This is a genomic window from Acinetobacter sp. 766875 (assembly GCF_000582055.1).
GTDB lineage: Bacteria > Pseudomonadota > Gammaproteobacteria > Pseudomonadales > Moraxellaceae > Acinetobacter > Acinetobacter nosocomialis.
Genome location: NZ_JEXX01000014.1, coordinates 1 through 16,299, shown reverse-complemented (window position 1 = coordinate 16,299; position 16,299 = coordinate 1). Strand labels below are relative to the sequence as shown.

16 protein-coding genes and 1 pseudogene are annotated in these 16,299 nt (G+C 40.6%); 4 read left to right on the top strand and 13 right to left on the bottom strand.

The window, feature by feature from the left end:
• Positions 1 to 26 precede the first annotated feature (26 nt).
• Complete coding sequence (gene adeT2 / locus J576_RS12450; protein ID WP_025467798.1) at positions 27 to 1,013, bottom strand: putative multidrug efflux protein AdeT2; 987 nt, start codon at positions 1,011 to 1,013, stop codon at positions 27 to 29.
• Between the two features lie 79 nt (positions 1,014 to 1,092).
• Positions 1,093 to 1,908, bottom strand: coding sequence for an NAD-dependent epimerase/dehydratase family protein (locus J576_RS12445; RefSeq protein ID WP_002049691.1), 816 nt, complete (start codon positions 1,906 to 1,908; stop codon positions 1,093 to 1,095).
• A 20-nt stretch (positions 1,909 to 1,928) separates the two neighbouring features.
• On the opposite strand from J576_RS12445, the gene recG reads away from it, so the two are divergent.
• Positions 1,929 to 3,974 (top strand): ATP-dependent DNA helicase RecG, encoded by a 2,046-nt coding sequence (gene recG / locus J576_RS12440; RefSeq protein WP_033855614.1) that lies wholly within the window; start codon positions 1,929 to 1,931, stop codon positions 3,972 to 3,974.
• Positions 3,967 to 4,602: a ComF family protein gene (locus J576_RS12435; RefSeq protein ID WP_002049745.1), complete on the top strand. Its 636-nt coding sequence runs from the start codon at positions 3,967 to 3,969 to the stop codon at positions 4,600 to 4,602. The genes recG and J576_RS12435 overlap by 8 nt, the downstream gene beginning before the upstream one ends.
• A 2-nt stretch (positions 4,603 to 4,604) precedes the next feature.
• Here the strand turns inward: J576_RS12435 and J576_RS12430 are convergent, their stop codons facing one another.
• The gene (locus J576_RS12430) at positions 4,605 to 5,006 is read right to left on the bottom strand and encodes an NUDIX hydrolase (RefSeq protein ID WP_002049701.1); all 402 of its coding nucleotides are present in this window, start codon (positions 5,004 to 5,006) and stop codon (positions 4,605 to 4,607) included.
• Positions 5,007 to 5,020: 14 nt separating this feature from the next.
• The gene (locus tag J576_RS12425) at positions 5,021 to 5,602 is read right to left on the bottom strand and encodes an LOG family protein (RefSeq protein ID WP_002049746.1); all 582 of its coding nucleotides are present in this window, start codon (positions 5,600 to 5,602) and stop codon (positions 5,021 to 5,023) included.
• A 157-nt stretch (positions 5,603 to 5,759) separates the two neighbouring features.
• Between J576_RS12425 and J576_RS12420 the strand changes: the two genes are divergently transcribed.
• Positions 5,760 to 6,773 carry a CorA family divalent cation transporter gene (locus tag J576_RS12420; RefSeq protein WP_002049699.1) on the top strand — a complete coding sequence of 338 codons (1,014 nt, stop codon included), beginning with the start codon at positions 5,760 to 5,762 and terminating at the stop codon, positions 6,771 to 6,773.
• Positions 6,774 to 6,846: 73 nt separating this feature from the next.
• Here the strand turns inward: J576_RS12420 and J576_RS12415 are convergent, their stop codons facing one another.
• The 9 genes and pseudogenes from J576_RS12415 to dxs all read right to left on the bottom strand — a co-directional run bounded on the left by J576_RS12415 (position 6,847) and on the right by dxs (position 15,625).
• Positions 6,847 to 7,134: an STAS domain-containing protein gene (locus J576_RS12415; RefSeq protein WP_000250997.1), complete on the bottom strand. Its 288-nt coding sequence runs from the start codon at positions 7,132 to 7,134 to the stop codon at positions 6,847 to 6,849.
• Positions 7,135 to 7,145: 11 nt separating this feature from the next.
• Positions 7,146 to 7,787 (bottom strand): MlaC/ttg2D family ABC transporter substrate-binding protein, encoded by a 642-nt coding sequence (locus J576_RS12410; RefSeq protein WP_002049753.1) that lies wholly within the window; start codon positions 7,785 to 7,787, stop codon positions 7,146 to 7,148.
• A 26-nt stretch (positions 7,788 to 7,813) separates the two neighbouring features.
• Positions 7,814 to 8,497 (bottom strand): outer membrane lipid asymmetry maintenance protein MlaD, encoded by a 684-nt coding sequence (mlaD, locus tag J576_RS12405; protein ID WP_002049738.1) that lies wholly within the window; start codon positions 8,495 to 8,497, stop codon positions 7,814 to 7,816.
• On the bottom strand, positions 8,497 to 9,273 hold the full coding sequence (gene mlaE, locus J576_RS12400; RefSeq protein ID WP_001091949.1) for a lipid asymmetry maintenance ABC transporter permease subunit MlaE: 777 nt from the start codon (positions 9,271 to 9,273) through the stop codon (positions 8,497 to 8,499). The genes mlaD and mlaE overlap by 1 nt, the downstream gene beginning before the upstream one ends.
• The gene (locus tag J576_RS12395; RefSeq protein ID WP_031951089.1) at positions 9,270 to 10,088 is read right to left on the bottom strand and encodes an ABC transporter ATP-binding protein; all 819 of its coding nucleotides are present in this window, start codon (positions 10,086 to 10,088) and stop codon (positions 9,270 to 9,272) included. The genes mlaE and J576_RS12395 overlap by 4 nt, the downstream gene beginning before the upstream one ends.
• 125 nt (positions 10,089 to 10,213) lie before the next feature.
• Positions 10,214 to 10,354 (bottom strand): hypothetical protein, encoded by a 141-nt coding sequence (locus tag J576_RS20205; RefSeq protein WP_162181823.1) that lies wholly within the window; start codon positions 10,352 to 10,354, stop codon positions 10,214 to 10,216.
• Positions 10,355 to 10,491: 137 nt separating this feature from the next.
• The gene (locus J576_RS12385; RefSeq protein WP_016804170.1) at positions 10,492 to 12,345 is read right to left on the bottom strand and encodes a DEAD/DEAH box helicase; all 1,854 of its coding nucleotides are present in this window, start codon (positions 12,343 to 12,345) and stop codon (positions 10,492 to 10,494) included.
• A gap of 422 nt (positions 12,346 to 12,767) precedes the next feature.
• Entirely contained in the window at positions 12,768 to 13,598 is an 831-nt protein-coding gene (locus tag J576_RS12380; RefSeq protein ID WP_002052337.1) for an inositol monophosphatase family protein, read from the bottom strand.
• 121 nt (positions 13,599 to 13,719) lie between these two features.
• Positions 13,720 to 15,625 (bottom strand): annotated as a pseudogene (gene dxs / locus J576_RS12375) (1-deoxy-D-xylulose-5-phosphate synthase).
• 303 nt (positions 15,626 to 15,928) lie between these two features.
• On the opposite strand from dxs, the gene ribA reads away from it, so the two are divergent.
• Positions 15,929 to 16,299, top strand: a 371-nt coding sequence (gene ribA, locus J576_RS12370; RefSeq protein WP_033855613.1) for a GTP cyclohydrolase II RibA, incomplete at its 3' end; no start/stop codon positions are given.

Genomic DNA, 16,299 nt, shown 5'->3' with positions numbered 1-16,299 from the left:
AAAGGCAACTCTGGTTGCCTTTTATTTTATCGACGCATAGAACATTCAAAGTAACGTGGATCATCGATACAACGTAAGCGTTTCATTAGCTCAACAAAGTATGCATCATAATATCCAGAGCGAACATATTGATTACGTATTTTGGCCACCATAATGTCATAGCTCTGCTTTTCGTAAAAAGAAACATCTACCCAATAATAGGCAGGTAAATGATTTTCCCACTGCATTGCTCTATTCGTTAGTAATTGACTATTTTGCACAAACCAAGCCCGAATTTTTCGTCCAAAATTGGCAGGATAAGCTTGAGGTTTAATAATTAGATTTACCCCAAAATAAGCCAATGGAAAATTAATCACCTGAGTGTCTGGCCCAAAATCTTTCTGTAAGTTATAAGGTAAAAGACCATAAATCGGTGCAGGCATAATATCGATTTTATTTTGCTGGAACTGGGCAATTGCATTGGATAAGTCAACATAGACTGGCTGCGCCCCTACACTGCTCACCAAAGCCTGCTGTGGCGGATTATTAGCCAAGACTCCGACTCGCTGGCCTCTAAGCTGTGCAACTTTTGATATTTTTTTGTTTTTCATGACCATGTAAGCTGTTCCTACTGGAATCATACCGACCACTTCATAGTCTTGATTAATAAGTTTTTTCTCAATTGTAGGATGGTTTAAAAGCTGCAATAAATTTCGAGCGGTTCGGTTATTAGGTATAAGACCAATACCCGAACTGCTCCCCATAAAATGATTGTACTGATAAGTATTAAAGTTACTTGCTGCTAGCCCCGAACATTTCCCCTCATCAAAAGCTTGTATAGCTTGCTGCTCTTTTTGATAACTGACGACCTTGAACTTGACTTGATATTGCTGAGCATATAATCGAATGTCGTTTAAACGACGCGTTATATCCCCTTGGGTACCCATAGGATCATATGTACACCACACCTGATCTTGAGCCCAACTCGCAACTGACATTACGCTCAAAATAAGAGCTAAACAAAATTTCTTCACTTGCAACCTTTTTTTCTTTATCGGCAATTTGATTGCCTCTTCTGGTATTTCTATTGTTATTTAAAGTTTAGTCTAAATTTTAATTTGTACCATGAGCATTTAAACATAATAAATAGTCATTAAAGCAAATTGGGTGCTCAAGCTGAAAACCTGTTTCAAATAAATGTTTCGCATATATTTTTTTACCTGAAACATGAGCTGAATCTAAAGTAAGAAGTGGTAAATCCAACTGACTTTGGAACCACAGTAAAACTTCATGTAAAGGTACAGGAGCATTATTTGCAACAAGATAACTCTTATGCGGTTTTTCAAAATCGGCTAAAAATGCTAAAAATCTTGCCAAATCATCAATATGAATACGATTACTATAGTGAATATTTGGATAGGTCTGTGTGTTTTCAGCCATGCGTTTTAATCGGTCAATCGAAGTACCATAAATCCCTGTAGGACGTACAATCACGCACTGAGCTGGAAAGTATTTCTGCCAAAGCAATTCCATATTATGCAGGATATGTCCTTGAGCGTCATTCGGGTGAATCTCACTATCATCATTAATAGTTTCACCAGAGTTTTCACCATATACACGTGTAGATGACACGACAATGAGTCTTTTGACTGGATGTAATTTTAACGCCTGACGAATAGGTTCAATACTATCAACGTAAGTATGTTGATAACCTTGAACTGTACTATCGTCTGGAGAAAGTAAAATATACACTACCTCTACAGGCGCAATTTCACTTAAATCAAGTGTAAAAATATCCTGTACGAGGTGTTTCCCGTAAGGATCTGTTTTTTCGCTACGGCTGATTGTGGTAATTTGATGTCCTGTCTCAAATAGTTGTTTAGCAACACGCTGAGATGTTTTACCATAACCGATAAATAATATATGCATAGAGAACTCGTTGAGGGGACATGACTTCAGTCCATCAGTTACAAGGCGTTGGATCGGCTTCAGCAGCCCTACTCGAAAAACTAAATATTTTTACCACAGATGATTTACTGTTTCATCTGCCCCGTGATTATGAAGATCGCAGTACCATTATTCCTATGAATCAATTGGTGGTTGGTCGTAGTTATTTACTCGAGGGTGAAGTCAAATCTGTTGATTTCCCTCCAGGTAAACGTAAATCTATGGCCGCATTAATACAAGATGAATTTGGTAAGGTGACTTTACGCTTTTATCATATTTATAAAAATTTAACCGACAAAATAAAACCTGGTAACCGTTTACGTATTTTTGGTGAAGTTCGCGTAGGTGCACGAGGACTTGAGCTTTATCATCCAGAAATTCAGCTCATTAATGAGCATACGCCTCTACCCAAAACGCAGCTCACGGCAATTTACCCAAGTACTGATGGTTTAACGCAACCTAAGTTACTTGAATATGTTAAACAGGCGTTGAAGCATCATAGTGATGCTCTACCTGAGCTGCTTCCTAAACAATATACAAATGGATACGCACTCAAAGAAGCCCTACATTACATTCATGAGCCACCTGTCGATGCCAATATGATTCAATTGGCCCAAGGGTCTCATCCTGCTCAGCAACGCCTTATTTTTGAAGAGTTGGTCGCACATCAAATTAGCCTTCTCACGCGACGTGCTTATATTCGTCAAATTGCCTCACCTGCTTTTCCGAGTAGTAAAGTACTTGCAAAAAAACTGTTAGAAGCTCTTCCCTTTCAAATGACCAACGCACAAAAGCGTGTATCAAAAGAAATTTTAAGCGACTTAAAACAACACCAACCGATGTTACGCTTGGTACAAGGTGATGTAGGTGCAGGTAAAACTTTAGTTGCGGCAGTTGCGGCATGTCACGCCTTAGAAGCAGATTGGCAAGTTGCCTTAATGGCACCTACCGAAATTTTAGCAGAGCAGCATTATTTAAATTTTAAGCGCTGGTTTGAAGCTTTAGGTATTACAGTAGCTTGGCTGTCAGGCAAACAAAAAGGTAAAGCACGAACACAAGCTGAACAACAAATCAAAGAGGGCCATGCCGAGCTTATTGTAGGTACGCATGCTTTGTTTCAAGATAATGTTGAGTTTGCCAAATTAGGACTCGTGATTATTGATGAGCAGCACCGCTTTGGGGTGGATCAACGATTAGCCTTACGCAACAAAGGCGCAGAACAACTCACACCACATCAACTCGTCATGACTGCAACGCCAATTCCTAGAACATTAGCAATGAGTGCTTATGGCGATTTGGATACATCGATTATTGATGAATTGCCGCCAGGCCGAACTCCAATTCAGACCGTCACAATTCCGCTAGATCGTCGTGAAGAAGTGCTAAATCGAATTGCTACAAATTGCCGAGAAGGTAAACAAGCCTACTGGGTATGTACTCTGGTTGAACAGTCCGAAACTTTAGATGCTCAAGCTGCCGAAGCCACTTATCAAGAAATGAAAGAGCGCTTTCCTGAACTTAATATTGGTTTGGTTCATGGCAAAATGAAAGCTGATGAAAAGCAATCTGTCATGCAAGCATTTAAAAACAACGAACTACAGCTCTTAATTGCGACAACTGTTATTGAAGTTGGGGTAGATGTACCTAATGCCTCTATTATGGTCATTGAAAATGCTGAACGACTAGGACTTTCACAGCTACACCAATTACGAGGTCGAGTCGGACGAGGTGCAAAGGCTAGTTTTTGTGTTCTTCTCTATAAACCTCCACTTTCACAAAATGGGCAAGAAAGACTTTCAATTTTAAGAGAAAGTAACGACGGCTTTGTCATTGCTGAAAAAGACCTTGAATTACGAGGTCCGGGTGAGTTATTAGGAACAAAACAGACAGGTGATATGGGCTTCCGTGTCGCACGTTTAGAACGAGATGATCATTTACTGAGTCAAGCGCATTACGTTGCACAACAAGTTCTAAAAGATTACCCTGAGCAAGCTGACGCCCTCTTGAAACGCTGGCTGCCTGAAGCACCTCGATACGCTTATGTTTAAGTTGTTCAACCCTCAATATCTTTTTCAGTTATTGTCCCCTTGCCTATTATGTGAAATAGGAACACGGGAAAAATATTCACTTTGTAAAGAATGTTGGGAACAACTACCGTGGCTTAAGCAAACAGTTCAGCGCAATGATCAATCTGTTCTTGTGGCTTGCCACTACGCATATCCAATTAACCGCATAATTCAGCAGTACAAATATGAACAAAAATTACACTATCAAACCTTACTTGCCGAGGTCTTACAGCAAATAAAATTTCCTAAGGTACAAGCCATAGTACCTATGCCTATTTCTAAACAACGCTTAACTGAACGTGGTTTTAATCAATCATTATTGCTCGCCAAACTTTTAAGTAAACAATTAAAAATACCTGTTTGGCAGCCTGTGCAGCGCCTAAATGAACGCTCTCAAAAAGGATTGTCTCGACTCGAAAGATTTGAAAATATTGAACAGCAATTTGTTGCGATAACTCAAGAAAAACGGCGTTACCGTCGTGTGCTGATTATTGATGATGTAATCATAACAGGAAGTTCAATTCACGCTTTAAGTCAGGCGCTAAAACAGCTAGGGTGCACATCTATTTATGCAAGTTGCCTAGCTGCTGCTTCATCTACATCATATTAAAATTATAGAGTTGTAGATAAGTTCTGCTCACACCACGGAATTACAATTTCTTTGGTTAATGGCGCAAGTTTTGTCTCGGAATCATTAAATTTTATCCACTTCATTTCAGCAATTTCGGCTGCAATTTGTGGAGACTGTTTCAAACGAACTAAATATAAATGACTAATCAGCGCATGATCCGGTTCATTGGCTGCTGCTGTCTCAAAACGGCCTATAAACCGCTCTATTACACACGGGCTACCTATTTCTTCCAAGATTTCACGTTGTATAGCAGTTTCCGGAGCCTCATTCGGCTCCAGTTTACCGCCTACTTGCATAAAAGCCTGTGTATTACGCTTTCTAACAAGCAATAATTCATTTTGTTCATTTAAGATCACCGCAGCGGCGACCGTAATTGTTTTCACCTATCTAACCTCATTTATGGTTGAACATCCGCATTTGTCCATTTCGGAGCAGGCGGCTGATATTGTTCAAATTGCTGAAGAATATCCTCAATTTTATCCGAAGCGATCAATTTATCGGCAAACCTTGCTTGGCTAAAACCTTTATCTACAGTTCCTTGAACCATTTTAAGCAAATCTTCATAAAAGCCCGCTACATTTAGAAAAGCACACGGCTTTTGATGAATACCTAATTGTGCCCATGTCCATTGTTCAAAGATTTCTTCCAATGTACCTGCCCCACCTGGTAAAGCAATAAAACCGTCCGATAGATCTGCCATTTTGGTCTTACGCTCATGCATATTCTCGACGACATATAGTCTTGTCAGCCCGGGATGAGCTAACTCGCGATCGACTAAAGCACGAGGAATGACGCCAATGACTTGTCCACCGGCTTGTAAAGCACTATCAGCGACAACGCCCATTAAACCCGAACGACCACCACCATAAACAAGAGTTTTACCTTGTTTAGCAATAGTTTGACCGGTTAATTGAGCAATTTGTTGAAAGATTGGGTCTGAACCTAAGGATGAACCACAGAAAATACAAATTGAATTCATAGTATAAAAACCGTTTTATTGAACTGTCATGCTGACAAACTAGACTATCGACAGAGTTTTTTTTTGCAAAATAGCGTATTGGCAAGTGTTTTTCGGCAAATCCTTGTCTAAAATACACCCATCAATTTCCATCAGACTGCGTGAGGAAAAAAGACACATGCTTGAAGCCTTTTATGCCACAGAACGCGGAAGTCTGGAAGATGCCACCATCAACGGTGGATTTGATCTACATCCCGAATTAGTATGGCTTGATCTAATTGCACCCTCTCAAGAAGAACAACAATGGGTCTTAGATGCCTACGATCAGAACTTACCTACACTAAAGTCGCTAGAAGACATTTCATCTTCTGCTCGATTCTACCGTGATGATGACGGCATTTTGCATATCAGCACCTATTTTTTAACGAAAAATAAAAATTATCAGGTTGATGGAGATGCGGAAGATTCATCCCATATGCTTGCCATGGTGCAAACCGTAGCATTCATTTTACATAAAGATCGCTTATTTACTTTGCGTGGTGAGAAGCTAGTTGCATTTCGTGCATTTCGTGCGCGAGCTCGTCGTAATGACTATGAAATGGATTACAAAGATCCAACTTGGATTTTATTGGGCTTGCTTGAAGCAAAACTGGATGAGCTTGCGGATATCTTAGAAGATATCCACAAGGATCTAGAAAAATACTCTACTGAGGTGCTCAACAACCATCAACGTGAGAAGATTTTAGACCTTGATGACATGATTACCCGCTTGGCTCAACAAGAAGATATGCTTGGAAAAGCTCAACTGTGTTTAATTGATTTACGAAGAGTCTTAACGTTTTTATCTCGTCCACGTGCCTTAGGCAGTCATATCTACGATGCAGATATCCGAGAGCTCAGTGAAGACGTTCGTTCACTTGTAGAACATGATGCTTTCTTATTCCAAAAAGTACGATTCTTGCTTGATACAACGTCTGGGTTCATTAACACTGAGCAAAACGATACGATTCGTCGATTCTCGATTTTACCAAGTATGTTAGCGCCACCAATGCTGATCGCGAGTATCTATGGTATGAACACTGAAGTATTGCCTTTTGCTCATGGTAAAAGTAGTTTTATCGCAGTCTTATTAATCATTATTGGCTTTTTTATTGGCCCTATCATTTATTTCCGCTGGAAAAAGTGGATTTAAAGCCTGTCCATATTCACTAATCCTTTAGATAAAAAAAGCACCTAAATTTAGGTGCTTTTTTATCTTTGCATAATCAGACCAAATGTAGATCTTCTTGCAAATGGCAAGCTTGAATGATTTTCAGCATCTTCTCTGGAACATTTTTAAAATGTAATCCAGACTTCTGTGGCGTCTGACGTAACCATTGAACTAACACCGCCAATGCTAACGTATTACCATGCTCAAGCTGTTTTAAATCAACAATTAGAGGAAAGCTAGTCTGCTTTTTAATAATTGCCAATCCAGCTTGATATTGTTGTTCAGCATTTTCAAAATCGATTTTGCCTGAAACAACTAACTCTTGGTTAAGATACTGAACCACTCTTCACCTACTTATTTTTGTTTGTTCTGATTAACAGCAGCATCTGCATCAGGTTGGAACGTAGCAATTGCTTTATTTAAATCGCCACCATTACGCTTAACAGTTGCAGCAAACTGGTTGCGGAACTGTAATCCTAAATCAATACCAGAAACATTGATGTTACGGATTTTCCACTGCGAACCTTTGTCAGCCAACTGGAACGACACAGGAATTTTATCGCCATTGTGGTTGAAGTCTAAAGTTACAACAGGGTTTTTGCCTGCAGTCGCTTTATAAGGACGCATGGTGTAAGTCTGGTTTGTATACTTAGCAAATGCACTACCGTAATTCTCAATTAATGTATTACGGAAGTTTGTTTCAAACTGAGCACGCTGTGCAGCCGTACTATACTGATTTGTCGCATAAGTACCCATCACAATACGAGTGAACGCTTGTGAGTCAACATACGGATCTAAATTTTGACGTATGATTGATTTAACTAAAGCAGGGTTGTTTTGCAACTTGGCATGATCTGTTTTTAAACGAGCAATCAAACCATCAGCAACACGCTTAATAAAATCAGGTGGTGCTTCTGAAGGTGCAGCAAAAGCTGTACCAGCAATCATAGTAGACAAAACACTTGCTGTCAGGGTTTGTTTAAACAACTTATTCACCTGGAACCACTCCTTCAAATAATCTCTTACTCAACAAATGACGGCTGTGCGCTGCTGTCAGTACTTGCAGGAGCTTTTTCTTCTGCTGAGGATGATGAACCAGCGGCAACTTTACCTGCGCCACCACCAGTAATAAATTTACTAATTAAATCTTCTAAATCCATCGTTCCTTGAGTATTAGAAATTGTATCGCCACGTTTAAGGTAGTTAAGACCACCACCCGGTACGATTTTTAAATATTTCTCACCCAATAAACCATTGGTTGCAACCATTATATAAGCATCTTCATCAATACTGGTGATGGATGACATGTTACTGATCAGTTGCTGTTCCATTGTTTTTTGTTGCGCTGGAGTCGCTTGCGTATAATCAGAACTATAACGTAATTCGTCTAAAGCATTTTTTTGAACTTCTTTTAACTGTTCAGCATTAAAACTTGTCAGTTTTCCATCAAGATCAAAAGTTACTGTAGCTAAACGTGTAACCGGATCAAGCGTGATTGAATCAACACGACCAATTGTTACACCGCTCATCGTTACTTTAGCACGTGGTTTAAGTCCGTTAACATTATCAAACTGAGCTTTCATAGTGTAACCTTCGCTCAAGTTTGTACCCACCAAACCACTTACTTTCATCGCTAAAAAGAATAAAGCAATACCGAAGATAATGACAAAGATACCTACGGCCAGCTCACTAGTACGTGATTTCATTAAATCCCTCCGAACATGACCGCAGTCAACACGAAATCAAAACCTAAAACACATAATGAAGAATATACAACCGTCCGGGTCATTGCCGTTGCAATGCCTTCAGGTGTTGGATCACATGCATACCCTTGGAAAACAGCAATCCATGTACAAAGTAAAGCAAATACAATGCTCTTAATGATGCCATTTACAACGTCATGGCCAAATTGAACATTATTTTGCATACCACTCCAGAAGGAGCCTTCATCAACGCCAAGAAAGTCAACACCAACCAATTTACCGCCAACGATACCAATCGCAGCAAAGATAACAGTTAACATTGGCAAACTGACTATGCCAGCCCAAAGACGTGGTGATACGATTTGCTTTAAAGGGTCAACACCAATCATTTCCATACTGGCAAGCTGTTCACTTTGTTTCATTGAACCAATTTCAGCAGTTAATGCAGAACCTGCTCGTCCAGCAAATAGTAAAGCAGCAACAACTGGTGCAAGCTCACGCAGCAAGGTTAAAGACACCATAGTGCCTAGCATTGATTCACTACCAACATTGACCAATATTGAGTAGCCTTGCAATCCGAGTACCAGACCAATAAATAAACCTGATACCGTGATAATAAGTAAAGACATTACCCCTACACGATGCATTTGATAGACGAAACGTCCAAAACCGCCTGCTGAAGGTAATGAAAAAATAATTTGTAAGAGCATCAGTGCCGCAACACCAATCCCTCGAATCCGCTCAATAACGAGTCTACCTAACCAGGCAATCGTATTCATGGACGAACCTCGTTATCTAAATAAGCTTGGTGGCTAAACTGGTACTCAACCGGACCTTCTGCAGAACCGGTTAAGAACTGTTTTACAAAGGGAGAAGTATATTTTTGCAATTCTTCTGGTGTTCCTTCCCCTTGAATTTTTCCTTCTGCCACAACATAAATGTAATCGGCAATAGATAGGGTTTCAGGAACATCATGCGAAACAATAATAGTGGTTAAATCCAAAGCTTCTCGCAATGAACGTATGAGACGTGTTAAAACACCTTTTACAATCGGGTCCTGCCCTGCAAAAGGTTCGTCATACATAATTAAATCTGGATCAAGCGCAATTGCACGAGCTAAAGCAACTCGTCGATTCATACCACCCGATAGCTCAGTAGGCATAAGCTGTTCTGTTCCACGCAGGCCAACAGACTCAAGCTTTAAAGCGACCAGTTCAGCAATCAGATTTTCAGAAAGCTTTGTATGTGCACGAATTGGAAAAGCGACATTTTCATACACCGACATATCGGTAAATAAAGCACCACTTTGGAATAGCATTCCCATACGCGCACGCGCTGCAAACAATTCCTGACGTGACATTTGAGCAATATCTTTACCATCAAGCAAAACTTCACCATGATCAGGAAGAAGCTGCCCACCAATCAGACGTAATAGAGTCGTTTTACCTGTACCAGATGGTCCCATGATGGCCGTAATCTGGCCTCGACGTATATTTAAACTAATATTGTCATAAATGACGCGTTCCCCTCGATTAAAACTCAAATTTTTCACTTCAATGAGTGACTGAGTCGAGAGAGGAGTTTTATTATTCATAATGGCAATCATTCCTGCACTTTTATGCCCGCATACTATAACACTGAATTTTGAGAATCTTGTTGTAATTTTGACAAAAGCGAAACAAGCTCATTCATCAATATGAGCTAGATTTTGAAAGAAATTTACTGATTGAGAACTTGAAACTGATCTACGAAATGGCCAGTTAATAAAGCATAGGCAAAATAGATTCCATTACACAAAGCGAGTGCAATAAAAAGGTATGGCAAACCATGTTGAAGTAATAATTTACTCAACCATGCCAAAGAAGTCTCTTTTCGCTTACTTTTACGCATTATTACAATAAATGTTGAACTATTTCACACTTTGTTATTTTATAACAAAACTGAAAAATAAAAAAGGCCAGTATGTTAACTGGCCTTTTTTTTAAATCTTTTTAAGATTAACGGTCGAATTTACGACGACGTTCACCACGAGATTCTTGATTAAAATGTTCTTCACGAACTGCGCGACGTGGACGATCTTCACCACCAAAACTACGTTTTGGACGGTCACCGAAACCACCTTCACGACGTGGACGATCTTCGCCACCGAAACTACGTTGTGGACGGTCACCAAAACCGTTTTCACGACGAGGTTTATAATCTACGCGATTACCACGGTTGTCATCATTTGAATCAAAACGAGGCTTATCGTTAAAACCACCTTCACGACGTGGGCGATCAGAGTTGAACTCACGACGTGGACGGTCTTCACCACCAAAGCTACGTTTTGGACGATCTTCAAAACCACCTTCACGACGTGGACGGTCAGAGTTGAACTCACGACGCGGACGATCTTCACCACCGAAGCTACGTTTTGGACGATCTTCAAAACCACCTTCACGACGTGGACGGTCAGAGTTGAACTCGCGACGCGGACGATCTTCACCACCGAATGGGCGATCACCACGTGGTTTATCATCAAAGCTACGACGCGGACGGTCATCACGACCACCTTCACGGCGTTTGAAGTTACTTTCGCCTTCAAAACGACGACCACCGCCGAAACCGCCACCACGACGACCATCACGACCACCGTTGCCGCCACGACCACGACCACCGCCATCACGACCTGAACGAGCAGGAGGTGGAGATGGCTCTAAACCTTCAATTTCAGAAACACTTAAACGTGCTTCTAAATATTCTTCAAGTGCACGAATCTTACCGCGCTCACGATAAGTCGCTAAAGTAATTGCCTGACCTGTACGACCCGCACGACCTGTACGACCAATACGGTGTACGTAGTCTTCATGCTTCATCGGTAAGCCGAAGTTAATTACGTGTGAAATTGTTGGAACGTCAAGACCACGAGCAGCAACGTCAGTTGCAACTAAGATTTTTGCACGACCTTCACGGATACTACGTAAACGACGGTTACGAACTGTTTGTGGCATTGCACCGTGAAGTGCAACAACTGAATGACCTGCTTCAGCAAGTTCTTCGGCCAACATATCAGTGTCTTCTTGAGTGCTTGCAAAAACTACAGCTTGATCTAAGTTTTCATCACTTAACCAATGTGTAAGTAATTTTTTCTTATGCTCAAAACCATCAGTCCAATGCAATGTTTGCGTAATATCTGTATTGGTTGAATGACCTGTTTCAATTGCAATACGCATTGGATCTTTCATCATGCATGCTGCAAGACGAATAATACGATCAGCAAATGTTGCAGAGAACATTAATGTTTGTTTACGGTTAGCCGCTAATTCGCTGATTGCCTCTAAGTCTTCAGAGAAACCTAGGTCAAGCATACGGTCCGCTTCATCAACGATTAAAGCATCTACTTGGTCTAATTTAATTTGACGACGGTTTACCAAGTCAAGTAAACGACCTGGAGTTGCAACAACAACTTGCGCGCCTTTTAACTGTTGAATTTGTTTAGCAAACGGCATACCACCCATAATGGCAGCAATACGAACACCTTTCATGTGACGTACAAATGCGATTGCATCTTGGCTTACTTGTTGTGCTAATTCACGAGTAGGAGAAATTACCAAAATATTTGGTTGAGTTACAGCTTTCATGCGTTCTTTGAACGGAACGAAAGTTTCTTGACCTGCCAAGTTATTTAATGTCGGCAACAAGAATGCAGCAGTTTTACCAGAACCAGTCTGGCTAGAAACTAAAAGGTCTTTACCTTCTAAAGCTGCAGGAATAGATTGTTCTTGCACAGGAGTCGGGGTAGTAAAACCTAAACCTTCAAGCGCTTGTTGTAAGGTTTCATGCAAAGAAAATTCGGCAAAAGTTTTGCTCATAGAGAGTTTCACCCTAATGGGTGCTCCATTTTTAATAAGTACAAAATAGACATCGGCACAAAGCGGCAAAGCAAAATTAGCTGAACCTTATTATTCAGCGGCAATCCGAGTAACGACGATGTGGATTAAACGCACGCTTGATTACGGCCGAACCTGAAGAATCGCTGAGCGATCGGGGCGCAAGAAATGGTCCTCTCTATGGACAGCGTGCGCTTACAATGAATAGAACAGAATGTTCAGGTAATGAACGGAAATTTAAGTGCGTGGGCGGATTATAGCAGAAAGAATTTAAAAGTCATGTGTTTTAATCAACTTTATCGTTATTTCTATTATTATTTCTATTATTATTTCTATTTTACCGATCATTAAAAAATTAAAACCCTCTATAAAAAGAGGGTTTTAACTCACAAAGCGTTTCTCAATTATTTTGCAGCTTTATCCCAAGCAGGAACTACTGTTTGCATTAATGGTTTTAGCATTTTAAGTGAACAAGCAAGCACTTGACCATTTTCAAGTGAATCATTTCCACCACGAGCATCAACCACTACACCGCCTGCTTCTTTAATAATAAGTTCACCAGCAGCGATATCCCATGGTTTTAAACCAAGTTCAAAGAAACCATCGAAACGACCAGCAGCAACATAAGCTAAATCTAGAGCGGCTGAACCACCACGACGGATTTGAGCACCCGCTTGAGTAACAGCTAATAATGAAGCAAAGTGCTGCTCTGCATAAGATACGATTTCACCAGCACGTTTAGCACGATAAGGATGGCCTACTGCCAAGAACGTATTTTCTAAGCTATCTTTTACATTTACACGAATACGGCGTTGGTTCATCACCGCACCACGACCGCGACTTGCAGAGAACAATTCGTCACGTACAGGGTCATAAATTACGCCGTGCTGAGTAACGCCTTTGTGTTGAACTGCAATAGAAATACAGAAATGAGGGAAACCATTAATAAAGTTTTGCGTGCCATCAAGTGGATCAATGACCCAGCACCAGTCTGCATCATGGCCTTTGCCTTCTTGCAAACCGAACTCTTCACCTAAGAAGCTATGGTTTTTATAACTTTTACGTAATGTATCAATCGTTAATTGTTCTAAATAACGATCTACACGTGTTACAGGACCATCAATGCCTTTTTCTTCAACTTGCAAATCGAGTTTATGACGATTTTGATGCGCTTTTAAAAGCTCTTGACCAACTGTTTGAGCCGCACGCGCAGCCATCACCACCATAGGTTCCATTGAACACCCACTACAATACAAATTTGAAGATTTTGACAAAGAATAATGCATAAAAGCGCATACATTTTAGCAAATGAATGCGCTTTATGGGAAAAAATGTTTCAAAAATTTTATTAACGGATTAAACGACCTGATTTTGCTTAAGCCAAGCTCTCTCAATTGAGTTCAAGATACCTTTCGCATCTAAACCACAATCTTGCAGCATTTGATTATGTGAAGCCTGATGCAAGAATAAGTCTGGCAAACCTAAGTTAATGATAGGTTTAACAATTTGCTCTTGTGCCATAAACTCATTTACTGCACTACCTGCTCCACCCATAATCGCATGTTCTTCAACTGTCACGAATAAATGAGTATGTTCAGCCAAGTCTCGAATCATTTGCTCATCAAGCGGTTTTACAAAGCGCATATTTACAACACGCACACCAACATCGTGTTTTTGTGCAAGTTGCTCGGCAGCTTCTATAGCAACCATGACACGGCTACCAAACGCTAAAATTGTAATTTGCTCATCACTGTTTGCTTTAATTTCTGCAACAATTTCAGCTTTACCTAATTCAAGAACCGTCATTTCTTTTTGAATTTCGACACCCACACCTGCACCACGTGGATAACGTACTGCGGCAGGACCATTATAGGCATAGGCTGTATGAAGCATTTGACGACATTCATTTTCGTCTTTTGGCGCCATAATCACCATATTCGGTACAGTACGCATATAAGCATAGTCATATGCACCTGCGTGTGTTGGGCCATCTTCACCCACTAGACCGGCACGATCAATACCGAAAGTTACATCAAGATTTTGCAATGCAACATCATGAATAAGTTGATCATAACCACGCTGCAAGAATGTCGAATAAATTGCAACAACAGGTTTTTAGCCCTTCAAAAGCCATACCAGCTGCAAGTGTTACGGCATGCTGCTCTGCAATCGCGACATCAAAGAAACGTTGGGGGAATTGCTTAGCAAACTTAACCATGCCCGAGCCTTCACACATAGCAGGCGTGATCGCAAGCAACCGCTCATCTTGAGCAGCTTCATCGCATAACCATTCACCAAAAACATCCGAATACTTTGGTGGGGCTTTCCCGCCTGAAGTGGCATTAATTTTACCAATCGCATGGTAAGTAATCGGGTCAGCTTCAGCAGGAGCAAAGCCTTTGCCTTTTTTAGTATAAACGTGAACTAAACGTGGACCTTTACGCTTTTTAAGCGCATTGAACACTTGAACCAACTGATTGACATCGTGCCCATCAAATGGTCCAAAATAATCAAAACCAATTGCTTTAAATAGGTTATCTGCTGCATCGGTTGCTGATTGGTGTAATCGAGAGTTATAAGTCCATTTTGGATGTGGCTGGATATAAGCTTCACCATGTTCATTTACATTGACTAAATGACCTTTTTCCCAAATTGCAGCTAAATGCTTAGCGAAGCCACCAGTACTGCAAGAAATGGACATGTCATTGTCATTGAGTACAACAATCAAGTCAGCATCATGTGCAACCGCATCATTCATAGCCTCAAATGCCATGCCTGCTGTCATTGCACCATCACCTACGATACAAACAACTTCACATGGGTCATTTTGATAACGGCGTGCAAGTGACATACCTAGGCCAGCTGAAATCGCTGTTGACGAATGCCCTACCCCAAAGGTATCAAAAACCGATTCTTCTCTGGCAGGGAAAGCTGCTAATCCATTTTTTGAACGGATAGTTGTAATTTGTTCACGGCGACCAGTCAGGATTTTATGTGGATATGCTTGATGTCCTACATCCCAAACTAACCGGTCATTTGGTGTATTAAAACAATAATGCAGCGCAACCGTCAGCTCAACCACGCCGAGGTTAGCACCGAAATGGCCACCACTCTGGCCTGCTGCATATAAAATATATTGACGCAACTCATCAGCCACTTGAACCAGTTGGCTATGCTCGAGCTGACGTAATTGTTGAGGATGATCAATTGCATCTAACAATGGCGTAACAGGGCGTTGAGTTGGAATTTCGGTATACAACATATGTGGCAAAGCCTTTATAAGCCTGGCAAATCCTAAGCTGGGTCAAAATGGGTCGATCATACAATCGAATGAAGTCACCTTCAATCAGCCACATTTGCGAACGAGATCATGCAAAGCAGTCTCTCATACATTATGGGTATGGTTGGCAGATTATCCTGAATAATCTGACTATTTATCAACTATTATCGTCTTCTTTATACAAAAAAGAAAACCTTAGTGTGCAAAATGATTATGACAATTCGACCAATCTCCCAGCATTACGCTATACTTTAAACCGTTTTCGGTTAAAAGATGAGTTAATCTGTGCCTATAGAGTTCATTGCAACATCAAAACTCCCGACCGCTTTTGGTGAATTCAATATTTCTGTGTTTCTAGATCCCGTTACAGGTGAAGAACATGTGGCACTTTCTAAAGGGTTAGAAAATCCGCCAACAGGCCCTGTTTTGGTTCGTGTACATTCTGAATGCTTAACAGGTGATGCTTTTGCATCATTAAAATGTGATTGTGGCCCACAATTACAAGCCACTCAAAAACTCATCAATGAAGCAGGACAAGGTGTAATTTTATATTTACGCCAAGAAGGTCGTGGAATTGGTTTAACCAATAAAATTCGTGCCTATGCTTTGCAAGATCAGGGTCACGATACAGTAGATGCCAATTTACTATTGAATTT